Source organism: Nocardia sp. CA-151230, from assembly GCF_050942175.1.
Taxonomy (GTDB): Bacteria; Actinomycetota; Actinomycetes; order Mycobacteriales; family Mycobacteriaceae; genus Nocardia.
The window spans coordinates 5,576,347-5,599,457 of sequence record NZ_CP192061.1; the positions used below are offsets into that span (position 1 = coordinate 5,576,347).

Consider the following 23,111-nt stretch of genomic DNA (forward strand, 5'->3'; position numbering starts at 1 on the left):
ACCGGCGGACCGGTATGTGATCGGGAACTGAGTGGAAATACCCTGGGCGCAGCCCACTTTCCAGCGCCAGGATGGGAGGCGGTCCACGGGGGAAGGAATCCGTCATGTCGCAACGAGCGCCGGAAGAGCCGACGCCGGAACACGTCTCGATCCCGGGTTGGATCGCACGCGCCATCGTGCTGGTGCTGTTCGTGCCACCGCGGCTGGCGTGGGAGGCACTCGAGCGGATACCGCGACTGACAGCCGCGGCATTCAGGCTGTTCAACGAGCATCTGGCGCGACCGTTGGCGATCTTGTTCCGGGACTGGGTCTTCCGCCCGCTGCGCAATTTCGTGCGCAACCATCTCTGGCATCTACTGATCCAGCAGCTGCTGTTCGGCATGGTCCTCACCCCGATCGGGGCGTTCCTGCTCGACTGTGTCCTGCGCCCGATCCAGCGCGCCATCGAGGAGTGGCTGTGGCGGCGAGTCCTGAAGCCGGGCATCCCGTGGATCTTCCGCACCGTGGTCAGACCGATCGCCGAGGCGATCGGCCGGACGCTCGCCCTGGCGTGGAAGTGGCTGGTCGCCGTCCCGATCTCGGCCCTGTGGCAGCGAATCCTGCGGCCCGGCGGCCACTGGCTGCTGGTCACCGTGATCGAGCCGCTCATCACCTGCTTGATCGTGTGGCCCGCGAAGCACCTGTGGCGATGGGTGCTGCGTCCGCTGGTCTACGCGGTGATCGTGACGGTCCTGTTCGGCTGGCGGGTGGCCACCACCGTCGTCCACATCACGGTGGTGACCCCCTGCCGCTGGTTCAACCGCACTGTCCTGCGACCGCTCTTCGCGGCCGTCGCCCGCGCCTGGCGTGCCCTCGCGGGCCCGCGCTGGGCGTATCAGCGGGTGGTCACGCCCTGGCGCGCCCGCATCACCGAGGTGTGGACCACGCTGTTCGGCTAGTGCGCGGAACCGGCCGGCACCGCGGCGCTGGTCGCGGGGGCGCCGGACTTGGCGAAGAACGCCACCACCGCCATCGCGGCCAGCAGCACCGCACCGGTGGTGGTCGCCACGTGCATGCCGGTCACGAAGGATTCACGCGCCGATTCGACCAGGGCCGCATTGTCGCCGGCCTGGGCGACGGTCTCGCCCAGCGTCGGCCCGAAGTCCCCGCCGGAGCGGAAGACCAGGGCCGCCAGGGATCCCAGCAGCGCCAGGCCCAGCCCGTTGCCGAGTTCGAAGCTGGTCTCGGAGATGCCGACCGCCGACCCGGCCCGCTCGGCGGGCACCGACGACACCGCCACCTCCGACACCAGTGTGAACGCGATGCCGAAGCCCGCGCCCGCGACCACGGAAGCGGCGATGTACCAGCCGATCCCGCCGTCCACACCGACCCCGAGCAGCATGAGATTGCCGAGCGACGCCATGCTCAGCGCCAGCACGAAGGTGGTCTTGGTGCCGAGCCTGCGACCGATCCGCGCGCCGCTCATCGAGAACACGAACACCACCACGGCCCCCGGAATCCCGAGCAGCGCCGACTGCAGCGCGTCGCGTCCGGTCACCGACTGCAGATACATGCTGGTCAGATAGCTCATACCGGCCAGCGCCAGCATGCCGACCGTGCTGGACCCGATGGCCACCGAGAACAGCCCGCGCCGGAACAGGCTCAGATCCAGCAATGGTTCGGCCAGCGTGCGCTGCCGCCGGATGAACGCGGTCAGCAGCAGCACGCCGATGATCCCGATGCCGACGGCCGGCAGGTCGAATCCCTCGGCCGCGCAATTCTTGACGGCGTACACGAGCGGAAGGATGCCGCCGATGGACAGCAGCACGCTCAACCAGTCCAGGCGCCCGCGCCCGGCGTCCCGGTGCTCGGGCAGCAGCAGCGGACCGAAGACCAGCAGCACCAGCAGCACCGGCGTATTGATCAGGAACACCGAGCCCCACCAGAAGTGGTGCAGCAGGATGCCGCCGACGATGGGCCCGACCGCCGACCCGCCCGCGAAGAACGCGGTCCAGACGCCGATGGCGGTGGCACGCGCCCGATCGTTCGGGAACAGCGTCGAGATCAGGGCCAGGCTCGACGGCAGCAGCGTCGCGCCGCCGATGCCCATGAGCGCCCGCGCCGCGATGAGCACGCCCGCGCTGGGTGCGAAAGCGGCCAGCGCCGAGGCGATTCCGAAGACGGTGGCGCCGGCGAGCAGAATGTTGCGACGCCCGATGCGGTCGCCCAGATTGCCCATGGTGATGAGTAGTCCGGCGATCATGAAGCCGTAGATGTCGAGGATCCAGAGCTGCTGTGTCGCGGACGGATCCAGGCTCTGGGTGAGGGTCGGCATGGCCAGGTAGAGCACCGACATGTCCATCGACACCAGCAGCACCGGCAGCAGCAGAACCGCCAGGCCCGCCCAGGCGCGGCGCGGCGTCTTCGCGTCGGGACGCGCGAGGGTACTCGTCATGACCTATCCTTCGGGCTGATTTCGGGCTTGCAAGAAAATGCGCGCGTACGTTGTACGCACGAGCGCGAGTACAGTGTACGCATACCCTGCGCGGGAAGGGAACAATTCGTCCGATGACCGAGGCCAAGCTCACCCGGGCCGCCATCGTCGACACCGCCATCACCCTGGCCGACGAGTCCGGACTGGATTCCCTGTCCATGCGCCGCATCGCCGATCGTATGAACTCCGGCGCCATGTCGCTGTACCGGCACATCCCCAACAAGGACACCCTGCTGGCGGCCATGACCGATGAGGTCTCGCGGCGCAACCCCTACCCGGCGGCCGAGGGCCAGGGCTGGACCTGGCGTGACCGGGTGCGGATCGCGGCCGAGGTGGATTGGCGGCTCTACCAGGAACATCCGTGGGTGCTGTTCACCTTCGCGGTGCCGCGCTACAACTTCGGCGAGCACAGCCTGGTGGTGCTGAGCTGGCTCGTGGAGGGCTTCGCAGAGCTCGGCGTCGACACCCGTGAGGCGACCCGCATGTCACTGTCGGTGTGGAGCTACATCGCCGGGGTCGCCCTGCAGGAGGTCAGCGCCCGGCTGCTGCAGGGCCGCGACAGCAGCGCCGACGAGCGCTCCGGGCTCACCGCCCTGCTCGACGGCGACCCGCGCTGGCCCACCCCGTCCCCACTGGCCGATCTCGTCGGCACGGGCGACACCGCCCTGCTGAATCCGGAGCATCTGCTCGACACCGGTCTCACCGCACTGTGCGACGGCTTCGAGGCCCGCGCCGCCTACTGATCTGCCCGAAATCACCGTCACGGCACCGCCGAATCCCATTGCGCGGCACGGTCCGCACCATTACATGGACCGCCTTGGTGCGGACGATGCAGTTCTACTGCTTCTGCATGCAGACCGGCGACGGCGTCTTGTACCCCCGTTCGATCACTCGTAGACCCGAACGCTCTCTGTCGAGTTCACAGACAAGGCCATCCGGGTCGCAGAACGTGATATCCAGCGAGACCCCGGCGCCGGCCACCTGCTTTCGCCGTCACGGTGTTCGCCATCCTCACTGCCGCTTGGTGTTCGGCCGGCATGGTGCTGATATCTCATCGCCGGCCGGCCGAAATCCTGCGACGCCACAGCCGTTGGGCCATCCCGGTCGTACCGATCGTGCTCGGGCTCTACATCATCGCGGACCTCGTGTTCGGCCAACCGCTGCTACGAGTCTATTCCGGTCGGTACGCTTCTATGGGAACCAGAGGTTGGCGATCAGCGAGAGTTCCGGACACCGAGTCCAGGAATGGCCTGGTCACCGACGCGTCGATGAACTCCCAGCGGTGTCGCTGGAGCTGGGTATCACTACCAACGATTCTCCTTTCCAGAGGTGAATGATGGCCAGGAAGTTCGAAGGACATGTCGGCCTAGACATCCGTGACTCGGTCGCCGACTGGGGGCCGTACGCGGAGCCGACCGCGAAGCAGGGTGCTCCCAACGTGCTGTATCTGGTGTGGGACGACATCGGAATCGCTACCTGGGACTGCTATGGCGGTCTGGTCGACATGCCGAATATGAAGCGGATCGCCGATCGGGGCGTGCAGTTCACGCAGTTCCACACCACCGCACTGTGTTCGCCCACGCGTGCCTCGCTGCTGACCGGGCGAAATGCGTCGTCGGTCGGCATGGCGACGATCGAAGAATTCAGCGATGGATTCCCGAGCCTGTCGGGACGCATACCCGCCGACACCGCGTTGTGTTCGGAGGTGCTCGCCGAGCGCGGGTGGAACACCTACGCCGTCGGCAAATGGCACATGACGCCGCTCGAGGAGGAGAATCTCGCGGCGTCGAAGCGGCATTGGCCACTGGGGCGTGGGTTCGAGCGGTTCTACGGTTTCCTCGGCGGCGAGGCCGACCAGTGGTATCCGAATCTGGTGTACGACAATCACCCGATCTCGCAGCCGTATCCGCCGGAGGACGGGTATCACCTGTCGAAGGATCTGGCCGACAAGTCGATCGAGTTCATTCGCGACGCGAAGGTGATCGCCCCCGACAAGCCGTGGTTCATGTACCTGTGCCCGGGATGCGGGCATGCGCCGCACCACGTTGCGCACGAGTGGGCCGACAGATACCGCGGCCGGTTCGACATGGGCTACGAGAAGTATCGCGAGATCGTGCTGGAGAACCAGAAACGCATGGGCCTGGTGCCGGGGAACACCGAGCTGTCGCCCATGAACCCGTACGTGGACGTCACCAGTGCCGACGGCAAGCCGTGGCCGGCGCAGGACACGGTACGAGCCTGGGATTCGCTGTCCGACAACGAGAAACGGCTGTTCGCCCGGCAGGCGGAGGTGTTCGCCGGATTCCTGTCGTACACGGACGCGCAGATCGGCCGGTTGCTGGACTATCTCGAGGAGAGCGGCCAGCTGGACAACACCATCATCGTGGCCTTCTCGGACAACGGCGCCAGCGGCGAGGGCGGTCCGAACGGTTCGGTCAACGAGATGAAGTTCTTCAACGGCTACATCGACACGATCGAGGACAGCCTGGCCAAGCTCGACGAGCTGGGTTTGCCGACCACCTACAACCACTACAGCATCGGGTGGGCGATGGCCTTCAACACCCCGTACAAGCTGTACAAGCGGTATGCCTCGCACGAGGGCGGCATAGCCGATCCGTGCGTGATGTCGTGGCCGGCGGGCATCCCGGCCCGCGGCGAGATCCGCCACCAGTACCTCAACGTCTGCGACGTCACTCCCACCGTCTACGACCTGCTCGGCATCACACCGCCGGACACGGTGAAGAACGTGGAGCAACGCCCCTTGGAGGGAGTCAGCTTCCGGGCCCTGTTCGACGACGCCGACGCCGATGTCGGCAAGCACACCCAGTTCTATTCGATGCTCGGCACGCGCGGCATCTGGCATCGCGGGTGGTTCGCCGACACCATTCACGCGGCATGCCCGTCCGGCTGGGGACATTTCGACAAGGACCGCTGGGAGCTGTTCCATCTCGATCGGGACCGCAGCCAGATGCACGACCTGGCCGAGGTCCATCCCGAGAAGCTCGAGGAATTGAAGGCACTGTGGTTCTCGGAGGCCGAGAAATACAACGGGATGCCGCTCAACGATCTCGACATCGTCTCCGCGATGGTGCGCTATCGCCCGACCTACGCCAAAGGCCTGGACCGGGCCGTCTACCACCCGGACAGCGCGGAGGTCGGACCGGGCGCGGCGCTCGAGATTCTGGGCCGCTCGTTCGCGCTGCTGGCCGAGACGACGATCACCAGTCCGGACGCGGAGGGAGTGCTGTTCGCCCACGGTGGGCGACTCGGCGGACACGCCTTGTTCGTCCAGGACGGTCGCCTGTGCTACATCTACAACTTCCTCGGCGAGGAGGAGCAGGCCATCGTCTCCGACCGCCGGGTACCGCTCGGCGATCACATCCTCGGGGTTCGGTACGAACGGCACGGCACCCGGCCCGACCACTTCACGCCCACCGGTGAGGCCGTCCTCTACATCGATGAGAACCCCGTGGGTTCACTCGATGACATGCGGATCCAGCCGACCGTGTTCTCCGGTGTCGGGGAGGGCGTCCGGGTCGGCCGGGACACCGGTCAGTCCGTTTCGGCGCGTTACCGGTCACCGTTCCCGTTCACCGGGGGGACCATGCACCAGGTCATCGAGGACGTGAGCGGAAAGCCGTATCAGGATCTGGAAATGGCTGCGGCCGCGGCCTTTTCGCGCGATTGAGGCGAGCGCCCATGGCCACCGCGATCCGCGCAGAGGTCCACCGCGGCATGGTCCGGATAGCCGGCGGCGAATTCAGCATGGGTTCGGAGGATTTCTTCCCCGAGGAGCGGCCGGTGCATCGGGTGCGAGTCGATTCGTTCTGGATCGACCCGCACCCGGTGACCAACGCCGCCTTCCGGCGATTCGTGAAGCAAACCGGATACATCACGGTCGCCGAACGTATTCCGGCGGCCGAGGACTACCCGGAAGCGGAGCCGGCGGACCTGACACCCGGCGCGCTGGTGTTCCGACCCGCCCCGGGTCCGGTCCCACTGGACAACTGGCGCCGCTGGTGGCGGTATGTTCCGGGCGCCGGCTGGCGTCATCCACACGGTCCCGGCAGTACGCTCGACGGGCTCGACCGCCACCCCGTCACCCAGGTCGCCTACGAGGACGCCGCGGCCTACGCGGCCTGGGCCGGCAAACAGCTGCCCACGGAGGCGGAATGGGAGTACGCGGCCCGCGGCGGACTCGATTCGGCGACGTATGCCTGGGGTGACGAATTCGAACCCACCGGCCGGCGCCTGGCCAACGTCTGGGTCGGCGCCTTCCCGTGGAAATTCCATCCCGGCCGAGGACAGTCGCCCACACCCGGCACCACGGCGATCGGCACCTATTCGCCCAATGGTTACGGCCTGTACGACGTGACCGGCAACGTGTGGGAGTGGACAGTCGACTTCTTTCGCCCCGGGCACGCGACGTCGTCCTGTTGCGCTCCACACAACCCACGGGTGGACACACCCGAAGTCGAAGCAGCGCAACGGTTTCCACGCCGCGTGGTCAAGGGTGGGTCATATCTGTGCGCAGCCGACTACTGTCTGCGCTACCGCCCGGCCGCCCGGCAGGGGCAGACCGAGGACACCGCCACCTGTCATCTCGGATTCCGCTGTGTCGTACGCGACGAAGATCCGTGACGAGTGGTGCGGCAGAACCGGACTCACTGATCAGTTCTCGATATCGCCGTCGAGATAGACCCATGCCCCGTGGTCGCGGCGGAAGCGACTGTTCTCGTGCAACTGTCCCGCTCGGCCGTGGGCGCGGTAGTGGGCACGGAACTCCACCGTGCCCTCGGTGTGGAACGGTCCCCCGCCGGTCGCGCCGAGGATCTCGAGCCGGTCCCAGCGCAGTCCCGGGTCGAAATCCACGTCGGCGGGCCGGGTTTCGGGGGCCCAGCTGCGCAGCAGATACGCCTCGTCCCGCACCGCGAAGGCGCTGAAGCGCGACCGCATGAGCTGTTCGGCGGTGCTCGCATCGGCCTCGCCGCGATGCAGGCGCCCGCAGCAGTCGGCGTAGGCGGCGGGCAGCCCGCACGGGCAGTCCTCGGGCACGGGACGGGGAGTGCGGCGCTTCGACATGAGCCTAAGCGTAGAAGCTGCGTCCGGCGGGTCCACCGGACACCGACCAGACCTCGACGATCCGCCCGTTCTCGAATCGCAGGATGTCGGTCCCGCTGATGTCGCGCACGACGGTGCCGTCCGGATCGACGATCCGGGCCCCGTAGGGCTGGGCGACGAGTCCGGTTCGGCTGTCGGCCATGTCGACGACGGGCACGCCCTGCGGGGCGTAATCCAGGCCCGGCCGCTCGGCGCGGAACGCGTCGACGACGGCGGCAAGGGCCGCAGGGTCGCGGACGTCGTCGAAGACGGTCGCGCCGGGCTGGGCGTAGCGGAGGGTGAATTCGGGGGCCATGATCTCGGCGGCGATGGCGAGGTCGCCGTTCCAGAGGGCGGCCCAGCGGTTGTACAGGTCGATGGCGTAGTCGCGCATCCCAACTCCAATAGTCTCATTGATACGGTATGACGGGAATGAATGTATAGTCTCAGCGATACCGTGTCAACCCGAGAGGAGTTGCTGCCGAATGACCGACCTCGGCCCGCAGGACCACATCGTGCTGGGCCTGATCGCCCGGCACGGCCCGCTGACGCCCTACGACCTGAAGGTCCGCCTCGAGGAGAGCGTCGACAAGTTCTGGCCCATCCCGCACGCCCAGCTCTACCGCGTCCCGCCGCGCCTGGCCGAGCAGGGCCTGCTGCACGAGGAGGCCGAGGAGAGCGGACGCCGCCGCCGCGTCTTCCACCTCACCGAAGCCGGTCGCGCCGAACTCACCCGCTGGCTGGGTGACCCGACCTCGCCGCCACCGGAGACCCGCGATCCCGCGCAGCTGAAATTGTTCTTCGCCGATCTCGGCGAACCCGGTGACGTGGTGGCACTGGCACGCAATCAGGCCGCCGAGCATCGCAGCTGGCTGCAGCTGTACCGGAGGCTCTACGGCGAGATCGATCCGGACGACAGCGAGCGCGCGACCTCACGCGCCCGCGTGCTGCGGCTGGGCATCATGCACGAGCAGGCGTACGTGGACTACTGGGAGGAGTTGGCCGCGAACCCGGGCGAAACGCCCGGTTCGTGACAGTGATCGCCCCGCAGGGCAGATGACAGTGATTGCCCCGCAGGGCATTACGACGCGTGCACGACCGGGATCACCGGACCGGCCGACACGGTGGTGGAGACGCCGGCCCGCTGGTTCCGACCGGAGTCGCCGGTGACAGGGTGCTCGCCGCGATAGATGACGACGGCGAGCACACCCACCATCCCGACCAGCGCGGCAACCGGCGCGGCCACGAACACGGCCGAGCGCAACCGCTCGAGCGCACCGGGTCGATCACCGGGTTCGGGCGGGGCCACGAAGGCGGGCGGCGGGAAGGTCGAGCCGTACGGGTCCGTCATGCGTACGACCGTATTGACGAGACCCACAGAATGACAAGCAAACGTGCAGCAAATTTTCCGGGATGGGGTGGACCGCGCAGAGTATGCCCAGTTCACCCTTCGTTCAGTGACCTATGACTCAGTCGTCCTCACCGAGTACGACCGCGTAAGCGACACCGTCCCAGCCCTTTCCGCCGACGGTCTGCACTACGGTCCCGTCCAATCGTGGCTCGGCGGCGATCAATTCGATGACCTCCCGGCTGGCCCGCACCGCCGCATCCGCCGACGCCGCGTCGGCGATGCCGCCATTGCGCACCACATTGTCGACGATGATCACCGACCCGGGCCGGGTCAGCCGCAAAGCCCACCGCACATAGTTGGCGTTGTTGACCTTGTCGGCATCGATGAAGACCAGATCGAACGGTTCCGGCTGCTCCTCGGCCAGCACCGGCAGCGAGTCCAGCGCCGCGCCGACCCGGATGTCGACCCGCTCCCTCACACCCGCGCGATCCAGATTGTGGCGCGCCACCTCGGCGTGCTTCGGCTCGTATTCGAGGGTCACCACCCGACCGGCCTTCCCGACGGCCCGCGCCAGCCAGGTGGTGCTGTATCCACCCAGCGTGCCGACCTCGAGTACCCGCCGCGCCTGTACGGATTTCGCGATCAGATACAGGAACTTGCCCTGCGGCGGCGAGACGTCGATGGCGGGCAGTCCCGCCGTCGCGTTCGCCCGCAAGGTTTCCGAATCCTCGTCTCCCACCAGGGTTTCGACGAGATAGCGATCAACTTCGGCCCAATCGGCAGTCGTCATACCCGAAGTCTGCCACCGCCTGCGGCGCACTCCCAGCACTGCGCTCACGCCGAGAGATTTCACACTCGGGCGCCGGGCTCGGTGCCGGGCGCGCTCTCGCCGCACCCGGCACCGGATCCGTTCAGAACAGGAAGTACCGCTGTGCCATGGGCAGTTCGGTGGCGGGCTGTTCGGCCCACACTTCCCCGTCGATCCGGACGGTGAAGGTGTCCGGCTCCACCTCGATGCGGGGCATGGCGTCGTTGTTGGGGAGATCGGCCTTGGTGCGGCCGCGAACATTGGCCACCGGCACCAGTTTCCGGTTCACCCGCAGCCGGTTCGCGAGACCGTCCTCGATGGCCTGCTCGGACACGAAGTGCAGCGAGGTTCCCGCCGCCACGCTCGGCGCGGCCCCGAACATCGGGCGCGGCAGCACCGGTTGCGGAGTCGGAATGGACGCGTTGGCGTCGCCCATGGCGGCCCAGGCGATCGTGCCGCCCTTGATGACCGCGTGCGGGCGGACCCCGAAGAAGGCGGGCTCCCACAGCACCAGGTCGGCCAGTTTGCCCACTTCGATGGAGCCGATCTCGGCGTCGAGGCCGTGCGTAACCGCCGGGCAGATGGTGTATTTCGCGACATAGCGCCGCACCCGGTTGTTGTCGGCCGCGCCGTCGCCGGGCAGCGCGCCGCGGCGGCGCTTCATGACGTGCGCGGTCTGCCAGGTGCGCATGACCACCTCGCCGATGCGGCCCATGGCCTGTGCGTCACTGCCGATCATGGAGATCGCGCCCAGATCGTGCAGCAGATCCTCGGCCGCGATGGTGGAGGGCCGGATCCGGCTCTCCGCGAAGGCCAGATCCTCCGGAATGGACGGGCTCAGATGATGACAGACCATGAGCATGTCCAGATGCTCGTCGAGGGTGTTGATGGTGTGCGGCCGGGTCGGGTTGGTGGAGCTGGGCAGGACATTGAGATGCGAAGCGACGGTGATGATGTCGGGTGCGTGCCCACCGCCCGCGCCCTCGGTGTGATACGAGTGGATGGCCCGGCCGCGGATGGCGGCGAGGGTGTCCTCCACGAATCCGGCCTCGTTGAGGGTGTCCGAGTGCAGCGCCACCTGTACGCCGGAGGCGTCGGCCACGGTGAGGCAGTGGTCGATGGCGGCCGGGGTGGTGCCCCAGTCCTCGTGCAGTTTGAAACCGCCCGCGCCGCCGCGCAATTGCTCCCACAGCGCGTCCTCGCGCACGGTATTGCCCTTGCCCAGCAGCAGGATGTTCACCGGCCAGGAGTCGGTCGACTCCAGCATGCGGGCCAGATGCCAGGCGCCCGGGGTGACGGTGGTGGCCTTGGAGCCCTCGGCCGGTCCGGTGCCGCCGCCGACGAGGGTGGTGATGCCGCCGGCCATGGCCTCGTCGAGGATCTGCGGGCAGATGAAGTGCACGTGGCAGTCGATGGCGCCCGCGGTGACGATGCGGCCGTTGCCGGCGATGATCTCCGTCGAGGGCCCGACCACCAGGTCCGGATGCACCCCGCTCATGGTGTCGGGGTTGCCTGCCTTGCCGATGGCGACGATGCGGCCGTCACGGATACCGATGTCGGCCTTGATGATTCCCCAGTAATCGACGATCACCACGCCGGTGATGACGGTGTCCGGGGTGCCCTCGGCGCGGGTGGCGCGGGCCTGGCCCATGGATTCGCGCAGCACCTTGCCGCCACCGAAGACGGCCTCGTCACCGGCGAGACCCGGTCCGCCACTGCGGTCCTCGGTGATCTCGATGAGCAGATCGGTGTCCGCCAGGCGGATTCGGTCACCGACGGTGGGCCCGAACAGTTCGGCGTAACGGGCGCGGGACAGTTCGGCCATCAGGCATCCAGCTTTCCGGGCGGGGTGAGGCTGATTCCGTGCACCGCGCGGGCGCCGCCCAGCGGGACCAGCGAAACCCGCTGGCCCAGACCGGGTTCGAAGCGCACCGCGGTGCCGGCGGGAATGTCGAGGCGGCGGCCGTGGGCGGCCGCGCGGTCGAATTCCAGAGCGGTATTGGCCTGCGGGAAGTGCACGTGCGAGCCGACCTGAACGGGCCGGTCACCGGTGTTGACCACCTCCAGTTCGATGCGTTCCGCGCCCGCGTTGAGCTCGATCGTGCCTTCGGCACAGAGGTATTCGCCAGGAATCACGGCCGTCATCCGATCGGGTGGTGGACGGTGACGAGCTTGGTGCCGTCCGGGAAGGTGGCCTCCACCTGCACGTCGTGGATCATCTCCGGCACCCCGTCCATGACGTCGGTGCGGGTGAGCACGGTGCGGCCCGAGGCCATCAGCTCGGCGACGGTGCGCCCGTCGCGGGCGCCCTCCAGCACATGGTCGGTGATGATCGCGATCGCTTCGGGGTGATTGAGTCGCAGTCCACGGGCCTGTCGCCGCCGGGCCAGCTCGGCCGCGTAACTCAGCAGCAGGCGCTCCTGCTCGTGCGGCGACAGTCGCATTCGGACTCCTCGTCGAATCGCGGGGACGGATCGTCGGTCATTCTGGCACGACCTGCGTTACCAGCATGTTTCGGTGATATACCATCCGCGGACGACGAGTTCCGACGCGGCGATTCCGGTTCCGCGCCTTCAGTTCCGGGTGTTGAGGTTCTGCAGCCGGACCTGACCGCGCGCCACCGTCCGATCCTGCTCGTCGGTGATCACCACCTGCCACAGCTGCTGCGAACGCCCGCGATGGATCGGGCTCGCGACACCGGTCAGCTTGCCCTCCCGCACCGCGCGCAGGAAGTCGGTGTTGTTGTTGACGCCCACCACGGTCCCGCGATCGCCCAGCCAGGCGCCGGCGGCCACGCTGGCGAGGGTCTCGATGACCGTGCAGTACACACCGCCGTTGACGATCCCCGCCGGCTGATGCTGCTGCGGCGTCACCACCCACTCCGCGGCCGCCTCGTCGCCGCTCAGCGCGGTGAACTTCAGTCCCAGCAGGTCGGTGAAGGTGCCCTCGCTGAGCTTGTTCATCAGCTCCGGGGTGACATCGGCCAGGGACTTGATCGAGGAGAAGTCGTCGCTCATGGCTCCACGTTCGCACGCGGGATCTCGATCCGGACCGCCGGGTCGCCACCACCGCTTGCCTAGTTAGGTAAGCCTGACCTATACTGAGTCCGGCGTCAGGATCGAGCGAGGCCCCGAGGGCTGCGGTGGCCCCGATCCCCTGCCGGTGGTGGGTTCCGTCGATCAACGGAACCCACCACCTTCGTCTTATCCGGCCATGCCCCACAGCATGCGGATCCATCCCGGGTATCGGGCGCTCTCCACGTCGTTGAGCTGCAGGTCGAGCAGGACCCCGCTACCGCCACGCGGGCCCCGCAATCGGACGACGCGCTCACCGGCGTCGTGGGCGTCCTCGGATTCCGACCACAGTCGCCGGAACTCCGGATTCCTGCCCAGCTCACGCAGATACGGGATGGACCATTCCTGAGCGTCGTGGGTCGCGATTCGCCCCCGCAGCACCGCGATCGAGGCACGCGCCACCGCGTCCCGGTCGATGACGGCCGCGGCGGACCGGGGATCCTCGAGGAGCCAGGTCAGCCAGCAACCTCCTTCGGTGAGCCCCGGAAAGGCGCGGCGCGCAGACCGGTTCAGGGCCAGCACATTCCACCGCGAATCGACATAGCCGGCCGGGTCCGGGTCGAGCCGTTCGAGGCGGCGCAGCATGGCGGGCGTGACATCGGCCCGCAACGCGGCGGGTTCCGGAGCACCGCGGTCCGGCAATCCGGCCAGATCGAACAGATATCGCCGCGATCGATGCGGCACCGGATGGACCCGGTGGAGATACCCGAACAGCGCCTCGACCACGGGCTGTGTCGGCCGGTCCCGCCGCCCGAGTTCCAGATGGGTGATGTAACTGGCGCTGACGCCGGCCGCCATCGCCAGTCGTTCGCGCGACACCCGCCGTTCGTCGCGAAGCCGGCGCAGCGCCTCCCCGAAACTCGGCGGCTCCACGGCCATCGCAGCATCCATCGGCGCCGTCGGCTCCAGCTGTCCTCGCACGCACATCTGCCCATGGCCGCGTCCGTGGCGACCGCCGACCGACGAACCGTCCGCAATCGAGATCCCCACTGACCCTTGATTGTTCGCCACGCCCAACCCTCTTCCTTGCCAATTACCGTGACCCCGGCCACTCCTCACGCTAGATCCCCGGGCGGGGCCGACAGGGTGCTGTGCGTGCCAGCCCATCGGCTGACAGCGACCTCTGGGTTCCGTTCGTGCCCGGTGTGGGTAATCGGATTTGCTCACAGTCACTCCGGATCCTCCGGACCCGCAATTGTGCTGTCGGCGCACAGTTGTCGCCTGCGACTGCCAGCGCCGGGTCCGGTGCCGGCCGGTCCGGGAGGCGAACGAGCAGGTCGGGTTCGATCGGCGGATCCGGTCGGCGGATTTTCCGGCATTCCGTTCCTAGTAATGGGCCGTCACCGATGCACGAAGTTTGCCCGGGCCTCCATAAAATCGGGCCAGTCGTTTTGTTCGGCACGGATGTGGAGCTCGAGGTCGGGCGAGCTCCGAGGGGAGTTGAGATGGCCGTCCTCCTGGACGTGGAGTCGTACCCGATCGAGCACCGGCCCACGGCGGTCACCGAACTGGCGAAATCGGTTGCTCTGCAGGTCGATGCGGAGATGCTGGATCCGCCGGAGCGGATCGTCGCCCGCCACGAGCGGTGGCGGCTGGGCGTGGCAACCCTGCATCGTGTACGGATCTCCTCGGTTCGGGTGCGCCGCACCACCGCCCAGGTGCATCGGACGCCGTCCTCGGCGGTCGCGGTGATGTTGCAGCGGCAATCGGTGCGGCATCAGTATCAGCACGGACGGCACACCGCCACCGCGCCCGGCGAATGCGCGATCTGGGACTTCACGGCGCCGTTCGAGGCGGGCTGGGACGGCATCGGCGAATCGTGGTGTATCGCTGTCCCCCGCGATCGGATCGGGCTTTCGGGCGAAACCGTCGCCGCGGCCGCAGGCCGGCTGCGCCACAGTCCGCTGCACGACATGATCGCCGGGCAGATCACCGAACTCATCGAGGGCGCCGACGCGCTCGAACGGGATCCGGCCGCGGTCATGATCGGCCAGTGCTGCGTGGAAATGATGCGGGCCCTGCTGCTTTCGGCGTCCGGGCACACGGGCGACAGCTCTGCGACCATCCCGCACAAGGCCGTGGTCCGCGCGGTCCAGACCTACGTGCGCGAGCATCTGGCCGATCCGGACCTGCGGGTCGAGCAGATCGCTGCCGCGCACAACATCTCCCCGCGCTACCTGTACCGGCTGTGCGCGGCGGCGGGAATCCGGCTGGAGCAGTGGATCATCGGCGAACGGCTGGCAGCGGCCCGCGCGCTGCTGGTGGATCCCGCCCACGGCAGCCGCACCATCAGCGCCATCGCCCACACCGTCGGATTCCGCGACGCGACCCATTTCACCCGCCGCTTCCGGGCGGCCTACGGCATGACTCCGCGCGACTGGCGGTACGCCACGACGGCCGGATGACCGCCACCGCTCTCACTCCGAACCGGCACCGCCGGTCACACCCGTGACCGCACGCCACTCCCTCGGACCGACCCCATGGACTGCGCGGAAACGGCGGGTGAAGTGGCTGGCATCACGGAACCCGGCGGTTCGCGCCACCCAGCCGATGGTGCGGCCGGCATGCTGCGGGTCGGACAGAATCCGACCTGCCAGCTCGAGCCGCTCGGCGATCACCCACTGCCGCATCGAGCGGCCCGCATCGGCCCACAGCCGGTACAGCTGCCGCTCCGAAATATTGTGTACCGCGGCGACTTCCGCCGCGGTGAGGTCCAGGCACCCCAGGTGCGAACGCAGGTAGCTCTCGATCTGGCCCAGCAGCAGCGGACCGGGCAGTGCGGCGCCGCAGCCGTCCGCCGCGAGTCCGCCGGCGGCCGAAAACACCAGCGCCCGGATCAGATCCGCGGACATTCCCCCGATATCCGCGGCACCGGAATCGGATTCGATCTCGTCGGCGCGGCCGACGATATCGGCGATGAAGGTGGACACCATCGGGTGCAGTGGACTGTGCCGCAGCCCCAGGGCCGCGGCGCGCACCGATCCTCCCGGCAGCCCCAGCTCGTCGAGGGAGATGCGCAGGCTCACGCTGATCGAGGGTCCCCGGGTCACCGAGACGAACGGGGTGTCCGTGTCGAGGGCACCGCACAGTCCGGGCGTGAGCACCTCCTGCACGCCGAAATGCTCGTGCACGCGAACACCGTCGGCCTGCCGGGCGATCGACAGGATGCCCGCCGGACTGGCCCGGATGTGCCCGGATGTCCTGACCACCTCGATGCCGGACAGTTCAGCCCGGAGCAGGCGCACCGGCCCGAAGATCCACTCCTCGAACCGGCCGTGGACCGCGCGCGGATCGGTGAACCGCACGTCTGCGCCGGCCACTTCCTCGGCGGTCGCGGCGGCCATGGCATCGGCCCGCTCGTGCCGCGGCAGCGACGCGGTGTCGAATACGACAGCCATCTTGTCCTCACCATCTCGACGCGACCGTCGCTTCATCACACGGCGACGTGAATACACCCGATGCCGCCGCAGCGAAGAGTAACAGCAAGCGTCCAGCACACGTGACGACACCACCGGTTCGGCACCCCCGCGCCGCTCTCGGGACTGTGACGAGATCGCCTGCTGCACAGGATGCTTACCACACGGCGAACCATGCGAACCCATCGACGCGGTACCCCCACGCCACCACAAACAGCAAACTATCGGCTGCAGCTGCGCCGCCATGTCGCGACCACGGGCTCACCACCGAGCAGACCGGGTCCCCCCGTCACGAGCTTCCCGGAAGCCCACGGCCTCTTCATGTTCCGGGCCGATCAGCCCACGGCATCGACCTCGAGGCCCCAGCGCACCGCGGTGGTGGCGGCGACGGTTCGGTTGGGCGCGTTCAGTTTCCGCAGGATGCGTTCGATATGGGTGGCGATGGTGGAGGGTTCGACGCCGAGGTCGGCGGCGATCCGGGCATTGGATCCACCCGCCGGCAGCAGCGCGAGGACCTCGAGTTCGCGCAGGGTGAGCGCGTGCGGCGGGTCGATCCGGCGATAGGCGACCCGGGTGCCACCGGATCGGGCCGCGCGCATCCGGGTCCGGTACACCTCCCCGCCGACGAGCAGCAGATGGTCACGCGGACAACCGGATTCGGCGACCGATCGCGCGAGCCGGAATCCCGCGGTACCGGGCGCGAACAACCCGGGCGCGGCGAACTCCGTCACCGCGTGCACGGCATTCCCGGGGCCGACGAGCACGACCGATTCCCCGGGATCGACGGTGGTCTCGGGGCTGCGGCACGGATCGAGCGCCGCGCCCACCACGTCGGCGAGCAGCGCGAGCGCGGTCATCGACGACCGCGAGAACGGCAGGCCCGCAGTACCACTCATGTTCAGCATGCCCAGGTAACGGCCGTCCACGCCGAACAGCGGCTGGGTGAGACCCTGCCGGTAGCCGAGCGGCACGATGACCCGCTCGAACACCGGTCCGGAGCGGGCCGCGGCCGGAACCTCACCGAGTTCCAGTGGTACCCGCTCGTCGCGGAGCTGGGTGAACATCGGATGCGCGTGCAGGCAGGTATCGATGACCTCGAGCGCACCAGGCGGATAGCCGACACTGGCCGCGGTGCGATGCACTCCGGCGACCGGATCGAACCGTGTCAGCGCCGCGTGCTCGAAGGAAACGACCCGCGACAGCTCGAACAGCACCCGGCCCAGACCCGGCCGGTCCGGTGTCGCCGCCGCGATCGACGTCCGGACCCGCAGGGCGACGGCCGGGTCCAGACCCTCATCAGATGCGGCAACCATCCGGCCAGTATGACGCCGGTCACGATTCCCGCGGCCGCGGGACGGTGTGCAGACAGCATCCGGACCGCTCAACCGCGTCCGTCGATCGACGGACGCCGCACCCGGCGGGGCGACCTACGTTCTGGCGCACCAGCACACAGCACCGGGAGGTTTCCGATGGACATCGCCGACTACGCGGCACACGATGCGACGGGTCTCGCGACCCTCATGCGGCAGGGACAGGCCGGGGCCGCCGAGGTCCAGGCCGCGGCGGCGGCCGCGATCGCCCAGGTCGATCCCGAACTCGGGGCGGTGGTGGGCGAGGTGTTCGAGCGGCCACTGGACTACGACCCGTCCGGTCCGTTCGCCGGCGTGCCGTTCGCGATCAAGGATCTGATCATCCACGCGGCGGGCGTGCCGCAGCGCAATGGCAGCCGGTTGTTCGGCGACGGTGTGGCGCACCCGCACGACACCGCGCTGATGACCCGCTTCCGGCGGGCGGGCCTGGCGACCATGGCGGTGACCACCTCCCCCGAGCTCGGTTTCAACGCCTCCACCGAGGCCCGCGCCTACGGTGCGCCCACCCGCAATCCGTGGGATCCGGCGCGCAGCGCGGGCGGATCCAGCGGTGGCGCAGCCGCATTGGTGGCTGCCGGGGCGCTGCCGGTCGCGCACGCCAATGACGGCGGCGGATCCATCCGTATCCCGGCGGCGGTGTGCGGACTGGTCGGGCTGAAGCCCAGCCGCGGACGGGTCTCCGCCGCACCCGATTACGCCGATCCGCTGCTGGGCATGGGTGTGGAGTTCGCGGTCACCCGGACGGTGCGGGATTGCGCGGGCCTGCTCGACGCCGTGCACGGCAGCGAACCCGGGGACAAGTACCTGTTCCCCGCCGAACCGGCCGGCTTCCGCACGGTCATCACCCGGCCCGCACCCGTGCTGCGCATCGCCGTGACCGCCGACCTGTCGCAGGCCGATGCGGACTGCGCGCGGGCGGTCGCGGACGTCGCCCGCGAGCTCGCCGCCATGGGGCATCGGGTCGAACTGGCCGATCCCGCTGTCGATTACGAGGCGTTCCACCGCGCCAACCTCGACGCCTGGTGCAGTTTCCTCGCCGACGCCGTCACCACCGCCGCGGCCGCGCTGGGCGTCACGCCGGGCGCCGATCACCTCGAGGCGACCACCCGCGCCTGTGTCGCCTACGGCGCCACCCGTACCGCGGCCGATCTGTACGCGGTCGAAGCGACCTTCAATGCGGCGCGCCGCGCGGTGGCCCGCCTGCTCACCGACTACGACCTGTACCTGACCCCCACCACCGCGCGCCCGGCGCTGCCGCTGGGGCACCTCGATGCCGACGATCCGGCGCTGACCGCACCCGAGTGGTATCGCAAGATCTTCGAATTCGGTTCGTACACTGCGCTGTTCAATGCGACGGGCAACCCGGCCATCTCGCTGCCGGTGAGCCGATCAGCCTCGAACCTTCCGGTCGGTGTGCAGTTCGTCGCCGGCTACGGCAGGGAGGCCACCCTGCTGGCGATCGCCGCCGACCTGGAGCGCCGACTCCCCTGGCACGAGCAGCGCCCCGGGATCTACGCGCACTGATCCCCCGCCGAAAACCCTGCGACGGCACGGCGGTGGGTTTGCGAGGATGGCGCGGTGACCGCGACCGCTCCCCCGATCTTCCACGGCGACTTCGAAGCCCACCTCACCGTGCGCGCGACCGATGCCGGACGCCTCGAACGGTACGCCGCCGCACACGGATTGAAGTTCGTGCACATCGTGCTGGAGCGCGGCCGCGTCATCGACCAGCCGATGCTCACCGTCCGCGCCGCGGGATCGCTTCCCGCGGTCGCGGATTCGGTAGCGGCACTCACCGCGCGCCTCGATGCCGCCGGATTCGAGGTGGTCCGCACCAAGATCGAGGCGACACCCTGGGCGGCGGGCGTGCCCGCCACCGATGCCGCAGCCGTCACACTGGGCGCCGGCTACTACTTCGAGCACCACATCAAACTGCTGCTCACGCCCGGCACCGAGATGCGTGCACTCGCCCGCCTCGCCACCGCCCACACCGCACACCTCTCCGCCAATGCCCGGCGCACCCGGCCCGACGGCCGAATCGAGCGGTTCGTCACGCAGCGCTGCCGCCTGGTCGGCGACGCCACCGCCACCGCCCGCCACACCGCCCTGCTGACCGCGCTGCATGCGAACAACTACGAAGTACTGTCCGCCGAACGTGAATTCGTCGTCCTCGACACCGACGAGTCGATCGACGCCGGCTGGATCGCCGAAGGAGGGAATCGGCCATGACCGCCACCCCCTGGACCGCGCTGGGGCCCGGCCCGTGGAAGCCCACCACCGTGGTCCCGGCCCAGCCGCCGTCCGAAGCGGACAGGGAACTGCGCGACCTGCCCGGCACGCTGCTCCCGGTCGCCGGTGACGGCGTCATCCAGCGGCCGGTCTTCGATCCCGCCATGGCGGAACACCGTATGGGAATGCGTTTGAGCGAACCGCACTTCGACGATGCGGACCTGGCCGCGGCCTGGTTCGCCGCCCGACGCGACGCCCTCGATACCGTGCTGGCGGCCATCGCCGATTCTCCCTGGACCGACCACCTGGTATTGCGCGGCAGTGTGCTGCTCGGCGCCTGGTTCGGCGACCTGGCCCGCGAGCCCGGCGACGTGGATTTCATTGTGTTGCCCACCGAGTGGGAGTTCCGCAGCGACCTCACCGACAGCATGCTCGCCGATATCGCCGCCCGGGTGGCCGTCGAGTCCTCCGCGTCGATCCGTCTCCGCGCCGGCGACGCCGTCGATGCCGACATCTGGACCTACGACCGCGTCCCCGGCCGCCGTCTGGTCGTGCCCTGGACCGCCACCGATGCCCGGATCCCCTCGGGCACCGTGCAATTGGACTTCGTGTTCAACGAGCACCTGCCCGAACCACCGCGCTGGACCGAGATCCCCCGCCTCGGCCGCCCCGGCCCGGCCGCCGCCATGCTCGCGGCCGGCCCGGAACTGTCGCTGGCGTGGAAACTGCTGTGGCTCACCGACGACCGCTTCCCCGAGGGCAAGGACCTCTACGACGCCGTTCTGCTCGCCGAGCACTGCACGCCGACGCCGGAACTGCTCCGCGCGGTCACCCCGGACACCAGGTTCGTCGAGCTGCGGCACATCGCCATCGCCGCCGACTGGGCCGAGTTCGCGAAGGACCGCCCAGACCTGGCGGACCAGCAGGAGGCCTTCGCTCGACGGCTGACCGAAGCCCTCGCGCCGGCCTTCCCCGGCGAGCTCGCCACCCTCGATACGGATAGCCGAGCGGCGACCGACCCGGCGATACCTGGGATCGCGGCCCGGCCGGACCCGCACGCGGTCGCCGCGACCCTGGACCGCTGGTACTCCCCACCAGCGGCCACCGAGTGACCGAATCACCGCCGGACCGAGTCGTTCACGCGTGGCATGGGAACCACGGTGCGCCGGCCACAGCCCGACCCCACCCGGGCCACGGACGACGCAGCAGGGGCCGGTGTCCATCCCTGACCGGCCGGCGCCGGCGCGGGTCGGGCCTACCTGATGCAGGCCCGGCGGACCGGTAGACCACGGTCCTCGAACGCGGCCAGCATGGCCTGGCCACGGCGCGCGCCCTCCGAGGACGAGGTGCGCGACAGCGCGGGCACGTAGGTCGCCGCGCCCACAATGGATTCCGCGACCAGGCCCCAGAAGCGGCGGACCCCCAGACCCGCGCAGCGCGCCATCGCCTCCTGGACCAGGGGCAGGGCCGGCACGCAGCGGTGGGCGAGCCAGACGTAGAGCGCCGGCTCACAGGGCAGGGCCACGACGCCGTCCTCGCCGGTGAGCGGGTCGCCGTCGATCACGCGGATCGTGGTGTCGGACAGGCCCGCCCAGTCGATACCGCCGTCGTTGTCGGTGTGGATCCACAGGTTCTCCAGGCCCGGATCCCAGGCTCGGCGCTCGGACACCACCATGGCCATCACCCGTCCGATCACCGCGTGGATGAGCGCCGTGGCCACCACCTCGGCCGCGATGTCGGCATTGCTCATCTCGGCCGCGTGCCGCCGGTACATCACCTCGATCCGGCCCTCGCGGATGCCGTCGGCGAGCCGCCACCAGCGGCGTTTGCCCTGGTCGGCTATGGCGGCGACGGCGTAGACGCGCGGGTGTTCGGGTTGGAGGGCACGCAGGCGGGAACAGGCCGTCCCGAAGGCGAGCCTGGAATCGCGCGGCGGGCACACGGTTACGGGTTCGAGCATCGAACCTCCTCATTCATCGACTATTCGGCCAATGCATGGACAACGAGCACAGGAAGATAGGTTAGGCTTACCAGACTTATCGAGCAATGAACCCGTCAGGAGTAGTTCGTCACCGTGCCCGCCGTAGTCACCACCAGACGGCGACGTCTGTCCGGACTTCTCGTTCTCGCCGCCCTGCTGCTGTGTGCGATCGCGGCCAGCATCGCCCTCGGCTCCCGGAATCTCAGCCTCGAAACCGTGTACGACGCGCTCATTTGCCCTGGTGGACTGCCACTCTCGTGTCCAGCGGACGGCTCGGCCGCCCAGATCGTGCGCGAATTACGCCTTCCGCGAACAGGACTCGCCCTGGTCGCCGGACTCGCGCTCGGCATGGCCGGAGCCCTGATCCAGGGCTACACCCGAAACCCGCTGGCGGACGCCGGATTACTCGGCATCAATGCGGGTGCGGCCTTCCTCGCCGCGCTGAGCATTCACCTGCTCGCCCTCACCACGCCCGCGCAGTACATCTGGTTCGCCTTCGCGGGCGCGCTGCTCGCGGGCCTGGTCGTGTTCGGCGTCTCCTCGCTCGGGGGCGGCCGGGCAAGCCCGCTCGGCCTGGTCCTCGCGGGCGCGGCCGTCACCGCATTCCTGCAGGCCATGACCAATATCGTTGTCCTGCTGGACGGCACGGCCCTCAATACCTACCGCTACTGGGTGGTCGGCGACGTGGCCGGGCACGACGCTTCCACCTTCGGCCAGGCCCTGCCCTTCCTGGCGCTGGGCACGATCCTCGCCCTGGCCGCCGCCCCCGCCCTCAACCTGCTCGGCCTCGGCGATGATGTCGCCCGCGGTCTCGGCGTGAATGTCACCCGCAGCCGGGCGCTCGGCCTGGCCGCGGTCGTCCTCCTCGCGGGCGCGGCCACCGCCGCCGTCGGACCGATAGCCTTCCTCGGCCTGATCGTCCCCCACCTGGCGCGCGCCCTCACCGGCCCCGATTACCGCTGGCTACTCCCCTTTTCGGGCCTGCTCGGCGCTCTGGTCCTGCTCCTCGCCGACACCGCCGGCCGTCTCATCGCCCGCCCGGGCGAACTCCAGGCCGGTGTCACCCTCGCCGCCCTGGGAGCACCGTTCTTCATCCTTCTGGTCCGCCGCCGAAAGCTGGTGAGCCTGTGACTCTTCCGACACCTCCCGAGAACACCTCAGCCCCTGTGAGCTCTGGCCACCTCACGGCAAACGCTTCCGGAAACACCGGATCACCCTCCTCCCGGCCCGCACCGGCGACACCGCCGATCGCCTCGGATCACCCCGGCACTCCCGGAAGTGCGGAACCAGCCGGTTACAGCGACCGGGC

23 protein-coding genes are annotated in these 23,111 nt (G+C 68.9%); 10 read left to right on the forward strand and 13 right to left on the reverse strand.

Annotation, left to right across the window (positions count from 1 at the left end; genetic code table 11):
* Nucleotides 1–104: 104 nt before the first annotated feature.
* On the forward strand, nt 105–938 hold the full coding sequence (locus ACQP1O_RS26480) for a hypothetical protein (protein ID WP_433561157.1): 834 nt from the start codon (nt 105–107) through the stop codon (nt 936–938).
* Here ACQP1O_RS26480 and ACQP1O_RS26485 read toward each other — a convergent pair.
* Entirely contained in the window at nt 935–2,434 is a 1,500-nt protein-coding gene (locus ACQP1O_RS26485; protein WP_433561158.1) for an MFS transporter, read from the reverse strand. The two genes, ACQP1O_RS26480 and ACQP1O_RS26485, sit on opposite strands and share 4 nt — an antisense overlap.
* Nucleotides 2,435–2,547: 113 nt before the next feature.
* Here ACQP1O_RS26485 and ACQP1O_RS26490 point away from each other — a divergent pair, with 113 nt between their 5' ends.
* The 3 genes from ACQP1O_RS26490 to ACQP1O_RS26500 all read left to right on the forward strand — a co-directional run bounded on the left by ACQP1O_RS26490 (nt 2,548) and on the right by ACQP1O_RS26500 (nt 7,114).
* The gene (locus ACQP1O_RS26490) at nt 2,548–3,216 is read left to right on the forward strand and encodes a TetR/AcrR family transcriptional regulator (RefSeq protein WP_433561159.1); all 669 of its coding nucleotides are present in this window, start codon (nt 2,548–2,550) and stop codon (nt 3,214–3,216) included.
* Between the two features lie 593 nt (nt 3,217–3,809).
* Complete coding sequence (locus ACQP1O_RS26495; protein WP_433567800.1) at nt 3,810–6,161, forward strand: arylsulfatase; 2,352 nt, start codon at nt 3,810–3,812, stop codon at nt 6,159–6,161.
* Nucleotides 6,162–6,208: 47 nt separating this feature from the next.
* Entirely contained in the window at nt 6,209–7,114 is a 906-nt protein-coding gene (locus ACQP1O_RS26500) for a formylglycine-generating enzyme family protein (RefSeq protein WP_433567801.1), read from the forward strand.
* A 30-nt stretch (nt 7,115–7,144) separates the two neighbouring features.
* Here ACQP1O_RS26500 and ACQP1O_RS26505 read toward each other — a convergent pair whose 3' ends face one another.
* Entirely contained in the window at nt 7,145–7,555 is a 411-nt protein-coding gene (locus ACQP1O_RS26505; RefSeq protein ID WP_433561160.1) for a YchJ family protein, read from the reverse strand.
* Between the two features lie 4 nt (nt 7,556–7,559).
* Nucleotides 7,560–7,967 (reverse strand): nuclear transport factor 2 family protein, encoded by a 408-nt coding sequence (locus ACQP1O_RS26510; RefSeq protein ID WP_433561161.1) that lies wholly within the window; start codon nt 7,965–7,967, stop codon nt 7,560–7,562.
* 91 nt (nt 7,968–8,058) lie between these two features.
* Between ACQP1O_RS26510 and ACQP1O_RS26515 the strand changes: the two genes are divergently transcribed.
* Complete coding sequence (locus tag ACQP1O_RS26515; protein ID WP_433561162.1) at nt 8,059–8,607, forward strand: PadR family transcriptional regulator; 549 nt, start codon at nt 8,059–8,061, stop codon at nt 8,605–8,607.
* A gap of 47 nt (nt 8,608–8,654) precedes the next feature.
* On the opposite strand, the gene ACQP1O_RS26520 is transcribed toward ACQP1O_RS26515, so the two are convergent.
* The 7 genes from ACQP1O_RS26520 to ACQP1O_RS26550 all read right to left on the reverse strand — a co-directional run bounded on the left by ACQP1O_RS26520 (nt 8,655) and on the right by ACQP1O_RS26550 (nt 13,685).
* Nucleotides 8,655–8,924: a hypothetical protein gene (locus tag ACQP1O_RS26520; RefSeq protein ID WP_433561163.1), complete on the reverse strand. Its 270-nt coding sequence runs from the start codon at nt 8,922–8,924 to the stop codon at nt 8,655–8,657.
* A 118-nt stretch (nt 8,925–9,042) separates the two neighbouring features.
* Nucleotides 9,043–9,714, reverse strand: a complete 672-nt coding sequence (locus tag ACQP1O_RS26525; protein ID WP_433561164.1) for an O-methyltransferase — start codon at nt 9,712–9,714, stop codon at nt 9,043–9,045.
* Between the two features lie 121 nt (nt 9,715–9,835).
* Complete coding sequence (locus tag ACQP1O_RS26530; protein WP_433561165.1) at nt 9,836–11,557, reverse strand: urease subunit alpha; 1,722 nt, start codon at nt 11,555–11,557, stop codon at nt 9,836–9,838.
* Nucleotides 11,557–11,868, reverse strand: coding sequence for an urease subunit beta (locus ACQP1O_RS26535; protein WP_433567802.1), 312 nt, complete (start codon nt 11,866–11,868; stop codon nt 11,557–11,559). Before ACQP1O_RS26535 ends, ACQP1O_RS26530 begins: the two co-directional genes overlap by 1 nt.
* A gap of 5 nt (nt 11,869–11,873) precedes the next feature.
* On the reverse strand, nt 11,874–12,176 hold the full coding sequence (locus tag ACQP1O_RS26540) for an urease subunit gamma (RefSeq protein WP_433561166.1): 303 nt from the start codon (nt 12,174–12,176) through the stop codon (nt 11,874–11,876).
* A 129-nt stretch (nt 12,177–12,305) separates the two neighbouring features.
* A complete protein-coding gene (locus ACQP1O_RS26545; RefSeq protein WP_433561167.1) occupies nt 12,306–12,749 on the reverse strand; it encodes a PaaI family thioesterase in 444 nt (147 codons plus the stop codon).
* A gap of 186 nt (nt 12,750–12,935) precedes the next feature.
* Nucleotides 12,936–13,685 (reverse strand): helix-turn-helix domain-containing protein, encoded by a 750-nt coding sequence (locus tag ACQP1O_RS26550; protein WP_433561168.1) that lies wholly within the window; start codon nt 13,683–13,685, stop codon nt 12,936–12,938.
* 566 nt (nt 13,686–14,251) lie between these two features.
* On the opposite strand from ACQP1O_RS26550, the gene ACQP1O_RS26555 reads away from it, so the two are divergent.
* Nucleotides 14,252–15,211: an AraC family transcriptional regulator gene (locus tag ACQP1O_RS26555; RefSeq protein ID WP_433561169.1), complete on the forward strand. Its 960-nt coding sequence runs from the start codon at nt 14,252–14,254 to the stop codon at nt 15,209–15,211.
* Nucleotides 15,212–15,223: 12 nt separating this feature from the next.
* Here ACQP1O_RS26555 and ACQP1O_RS26560 read toward each other — a convergent pair whose 3' ends face one another.
* Both ACQP1O_RS26560 and ACQP1O_RS26565 read right to left on the reverse strand, forming a co-directional pair.
* Nucleotides 15,224–16,204 (reverse strand): AraC family transcriptional regulator, encoded by a 981-nt coding sequence (locus ACQP1O_RS26560; RefSeq protein ID WP_433561170.1) that lies wholly within the window; start codon nt 16,202–16,204, stop codon nt 15,224–15,226.
* A 353-nt stretch (nt 16,205–16,557) separates the two neighbouring features.
* Nucleotides 16,558–17,535: a LuxR C-terminal-related transcriptional regulator gene (locus ACQP1O_RS26565; RefSeq protein WP_433561171.1), complete on the reverse strand. Its 978-nt coding sequence runs from the start codon at nt 17,533–17,535 to the stop codon at nt 16,558–16,560.
* A gap of 156 nt (nt 17,536–17,691) precedes the next feature.
* On the opposite strand from ACQP1O_RS26565, the gene ACQP1O_RS26570 reads away from it, so the two are divergent.
* From ACQP1O_RS26570 to ACQP1O_RS26580, 3 genes are read left to right on the forward strand one after another with little or no spacing between them, the layout of a single operon-like run.
* Nucleotides 17,692–19,116, forward strand: a complete 1,425-nt coding sequence (locus tag ACQP1O_RS26570) for an amidase (protein WP_433561172.1) — start codon at nt 17,692–17,694, stop codon at nt 19,114–19,116.
* A gap of 54 nt (nt 19,117–19,170) precedes the next feature.
* Nucleotides 19,171–19,821 carry a hypothetical protein gene (locus ACQP1O_RS26575; RefSeq protein WP_433561173.1) on the forward strand — a complete coding sequence of 217 codons (651 nt, stop codon included), beginning with the start codon at nt 19,171–19,173 and terminating at the stop codon, nt 19,819–19,821.
* Complete coding sequence (locus tag ACQP1O_RS26580) at nt 19,818–20,933, forward strand: nucleotidyl transferase AbiEii/AbiGii toxin family protein (RefSeq protein WP_433561174.1); 1,116 nt, start codon at nt 19,818–19,820, stop codon at nt 20,931–20,933. Before ACQP1O_RS26575 ends, ACQP1O_RS26580 begins: the two co-directional genes overlap by 4 nt.
* 143 nt (nt 20,934–21,076) lie before the next feature.
* Here ACQP1O_RS26580 and ACQP1O_RS26585 read toward each other — a convergent pair whose 3' ends face one another.
* Nucleotides 21,077–21,781 carry a hypothetical protein gene (locus ACQP1O_RS26585; RefSeq protein WP_433561175.1) on the reverse strand — a complete coding sequence of 235 codons (705 nt, stop codon included), beginning with the start codon at nt 21,779–21,781 and terminating at the stop codon, nt 21,077–21,079.
* Between the two features lie 114 nt (nt 21,782–21,895).
* Here ACQP1O_RS26585 and ACQP1O_RS26590 point away from each other — a divergent pair, with 114 nt between their 5' ends.
* Nucleotides 21,896–22,933, forward strand: coding sequence for a FecCD family ABC transporter permease (locus ACQP1O_RS26590; RefSeq protein WP_433561176.1), 1,038 nt, complete (start codon nt 21,896–21,898; stop codon nt 22,931–22,933).
* The last annotated feature ends 178 nt before the right edge of the window (nt 22,934–23,111 follow it).

What these genes read in the sequence shown, in the direction of transcription:
- ACQP1O_RS26510 (WP_433561161.1), bottom strand. Translation starts at nt 7,967, where the DNA reads ATGCGCGACTACGCCATCGACCTGTACAACCGCTGGGCCGCCCTCTGG.
- ACQP1O_RS26580 (WP_433561174.1), top strand. Translation starts at nt 19,818, where the DNA reads ATGACCGCCACCCCCTGGACCGCGCTGGGGCCCGGCCCGTGGAAGCCC.
- ACQP1O_RS26585 (WP_433561175.1), bottom strand. Translation starts at nt 21,781, where the DNA reads ATGCTCGAACCCGTAACCGTGTGCCCGCCGCGCGATTCCAGGCTCGCC.
- ACQP1O_RS26505 (WP_433561160.1), bottom strand. Translation starts at nt 7,555, where the DNA reads ATGTCGAAGCGCCGCACTCCCCGTCCCGTGCCCGAGGACTGCCCGTGC.
- ACQP1O_RS26545 (WP_433561167.1), bottom strand. Translation starts at nt 12,749, where the DNA reads ATGAGCGACGACTTCTCCTCGATCAAGTCCCTGGCCGATGTCACCCCG.
- ACQP1O_RS26560 (WP_433561170.1), bottom strand. Translation starts at nt 16,204, where the DNA reads ATGGCTGTCGTATTCGACACCGCGTCGCTGCCGCGGCACGAGCGGGCC.
- ACQP1O_RS26550 (WP_433561168.1), bottom strand. Translation starts at nt 13,685, where the DNA reads ATGGCCGTGGAGCCGCCGAGTTTCGGGGAGGCGCTGCGCCGGCTTCGC.
- ACQP1O_RS26515 (WP_433561162.1), top strand. Translation starts at nt 8,059, where the DNA reads ATGACCGACCTCGGCCCGCAGGACCACATCGTGCTGGGCCTGATCGCC.
- ACQP1O_RS26495 (WP_433567800.1), top strand. Translation starts at nt 3,810, where the DNA reads ATGGCCAGGAAGTTCGAAGGACATGTCGGCCTAGACATCCGTGACTCG.
- ACQP1O_RS26525 (WP_433561164.1), bottom strand. Translation starts at nt 9,714, where the DNA reads ATGACGACTGCCGATTGGGCCGAAGTTGATCGCTATCTCGTCGAAACC.
- ACQP1O_RS26555 (WP_433561169.1), top strand. Translation starts at nt 14,252, where the DNA reads ATGGCCGTCCTCCTGGACGTGGAGTCGTACCCGATCGAGCACCGGCCC.
- ACQP1O_RS26530 (WP_433561165.1), bottom strand. Translation starts at nt 11,557, where the DNA reads ATGGCCGAACTGTCCCGCGCCCGTTACGCCGAACTGTTCGGGCCCACC.
- ACQP1O_RS26490 (WP_433561159.1), top strand. Translation starts at nt 2,548, where the DNA reads ATGACCGAGGCCAAGCTCACCCGGGCCGCCATCGTCGACACCGCCATC.
- ACQP1O_RS26565 (WP_433561171.1), bottom strand. Translation starts at nt 17,535, where the DNA reads ATGGTTGCCGCATCTGATGAGGGTCTGGACCCGGCCGTCGCCCTGCGG.
- ACQP1O_RS26520 (WP_433561163.1), bottom strand. Translation starts at nt 8,924, where the DNA reads ATGACGGACCCGTACGGCTCGACCTTCCCGCCGCCCGCCTTCGTGGCC.
- ACQP1O_RS26570 (WP_433561172.1), top strand. Translation starts at nt 17,692, where the DNA reads ATGGACATCGCCGACTACGCGGCACACGATGCGACGGGTCTCGCGACC.
- ACQP1O_RS26485 (WP_433561158.1), bottom strand. Translation starts at nt 2,434, where the DNA reads ATGACGAGTACCCTCGCGCGTCCCGACGCGAAGACGCCGCGCCGCGCC.
- ACQP1O_RS26480 (WP_433561157.1), top strand. Translation starts at nt 105, where the DNA reads ATGTCGCAACGAGCGCCGGAAGAGCCGACGCCGGAACACGTCTCGATC.
- ACQP1O_RS26500 (WP_433567801.1), top strand. Translation starts at nt 6,209, where the DNA reads ATGGTCCGGATAGCCGGCGGCGAATTCAGCATGGGTTCGGAGGATTTC.
- ACQP1O_RS26540 (WP_433561166.1), bottom strand. Translation starts at nt 12,176, where the DNA reads ATGCGACTGTCGCCGCACGAGCAGGAGCGCCTGCTGCTGAGTTACGCG.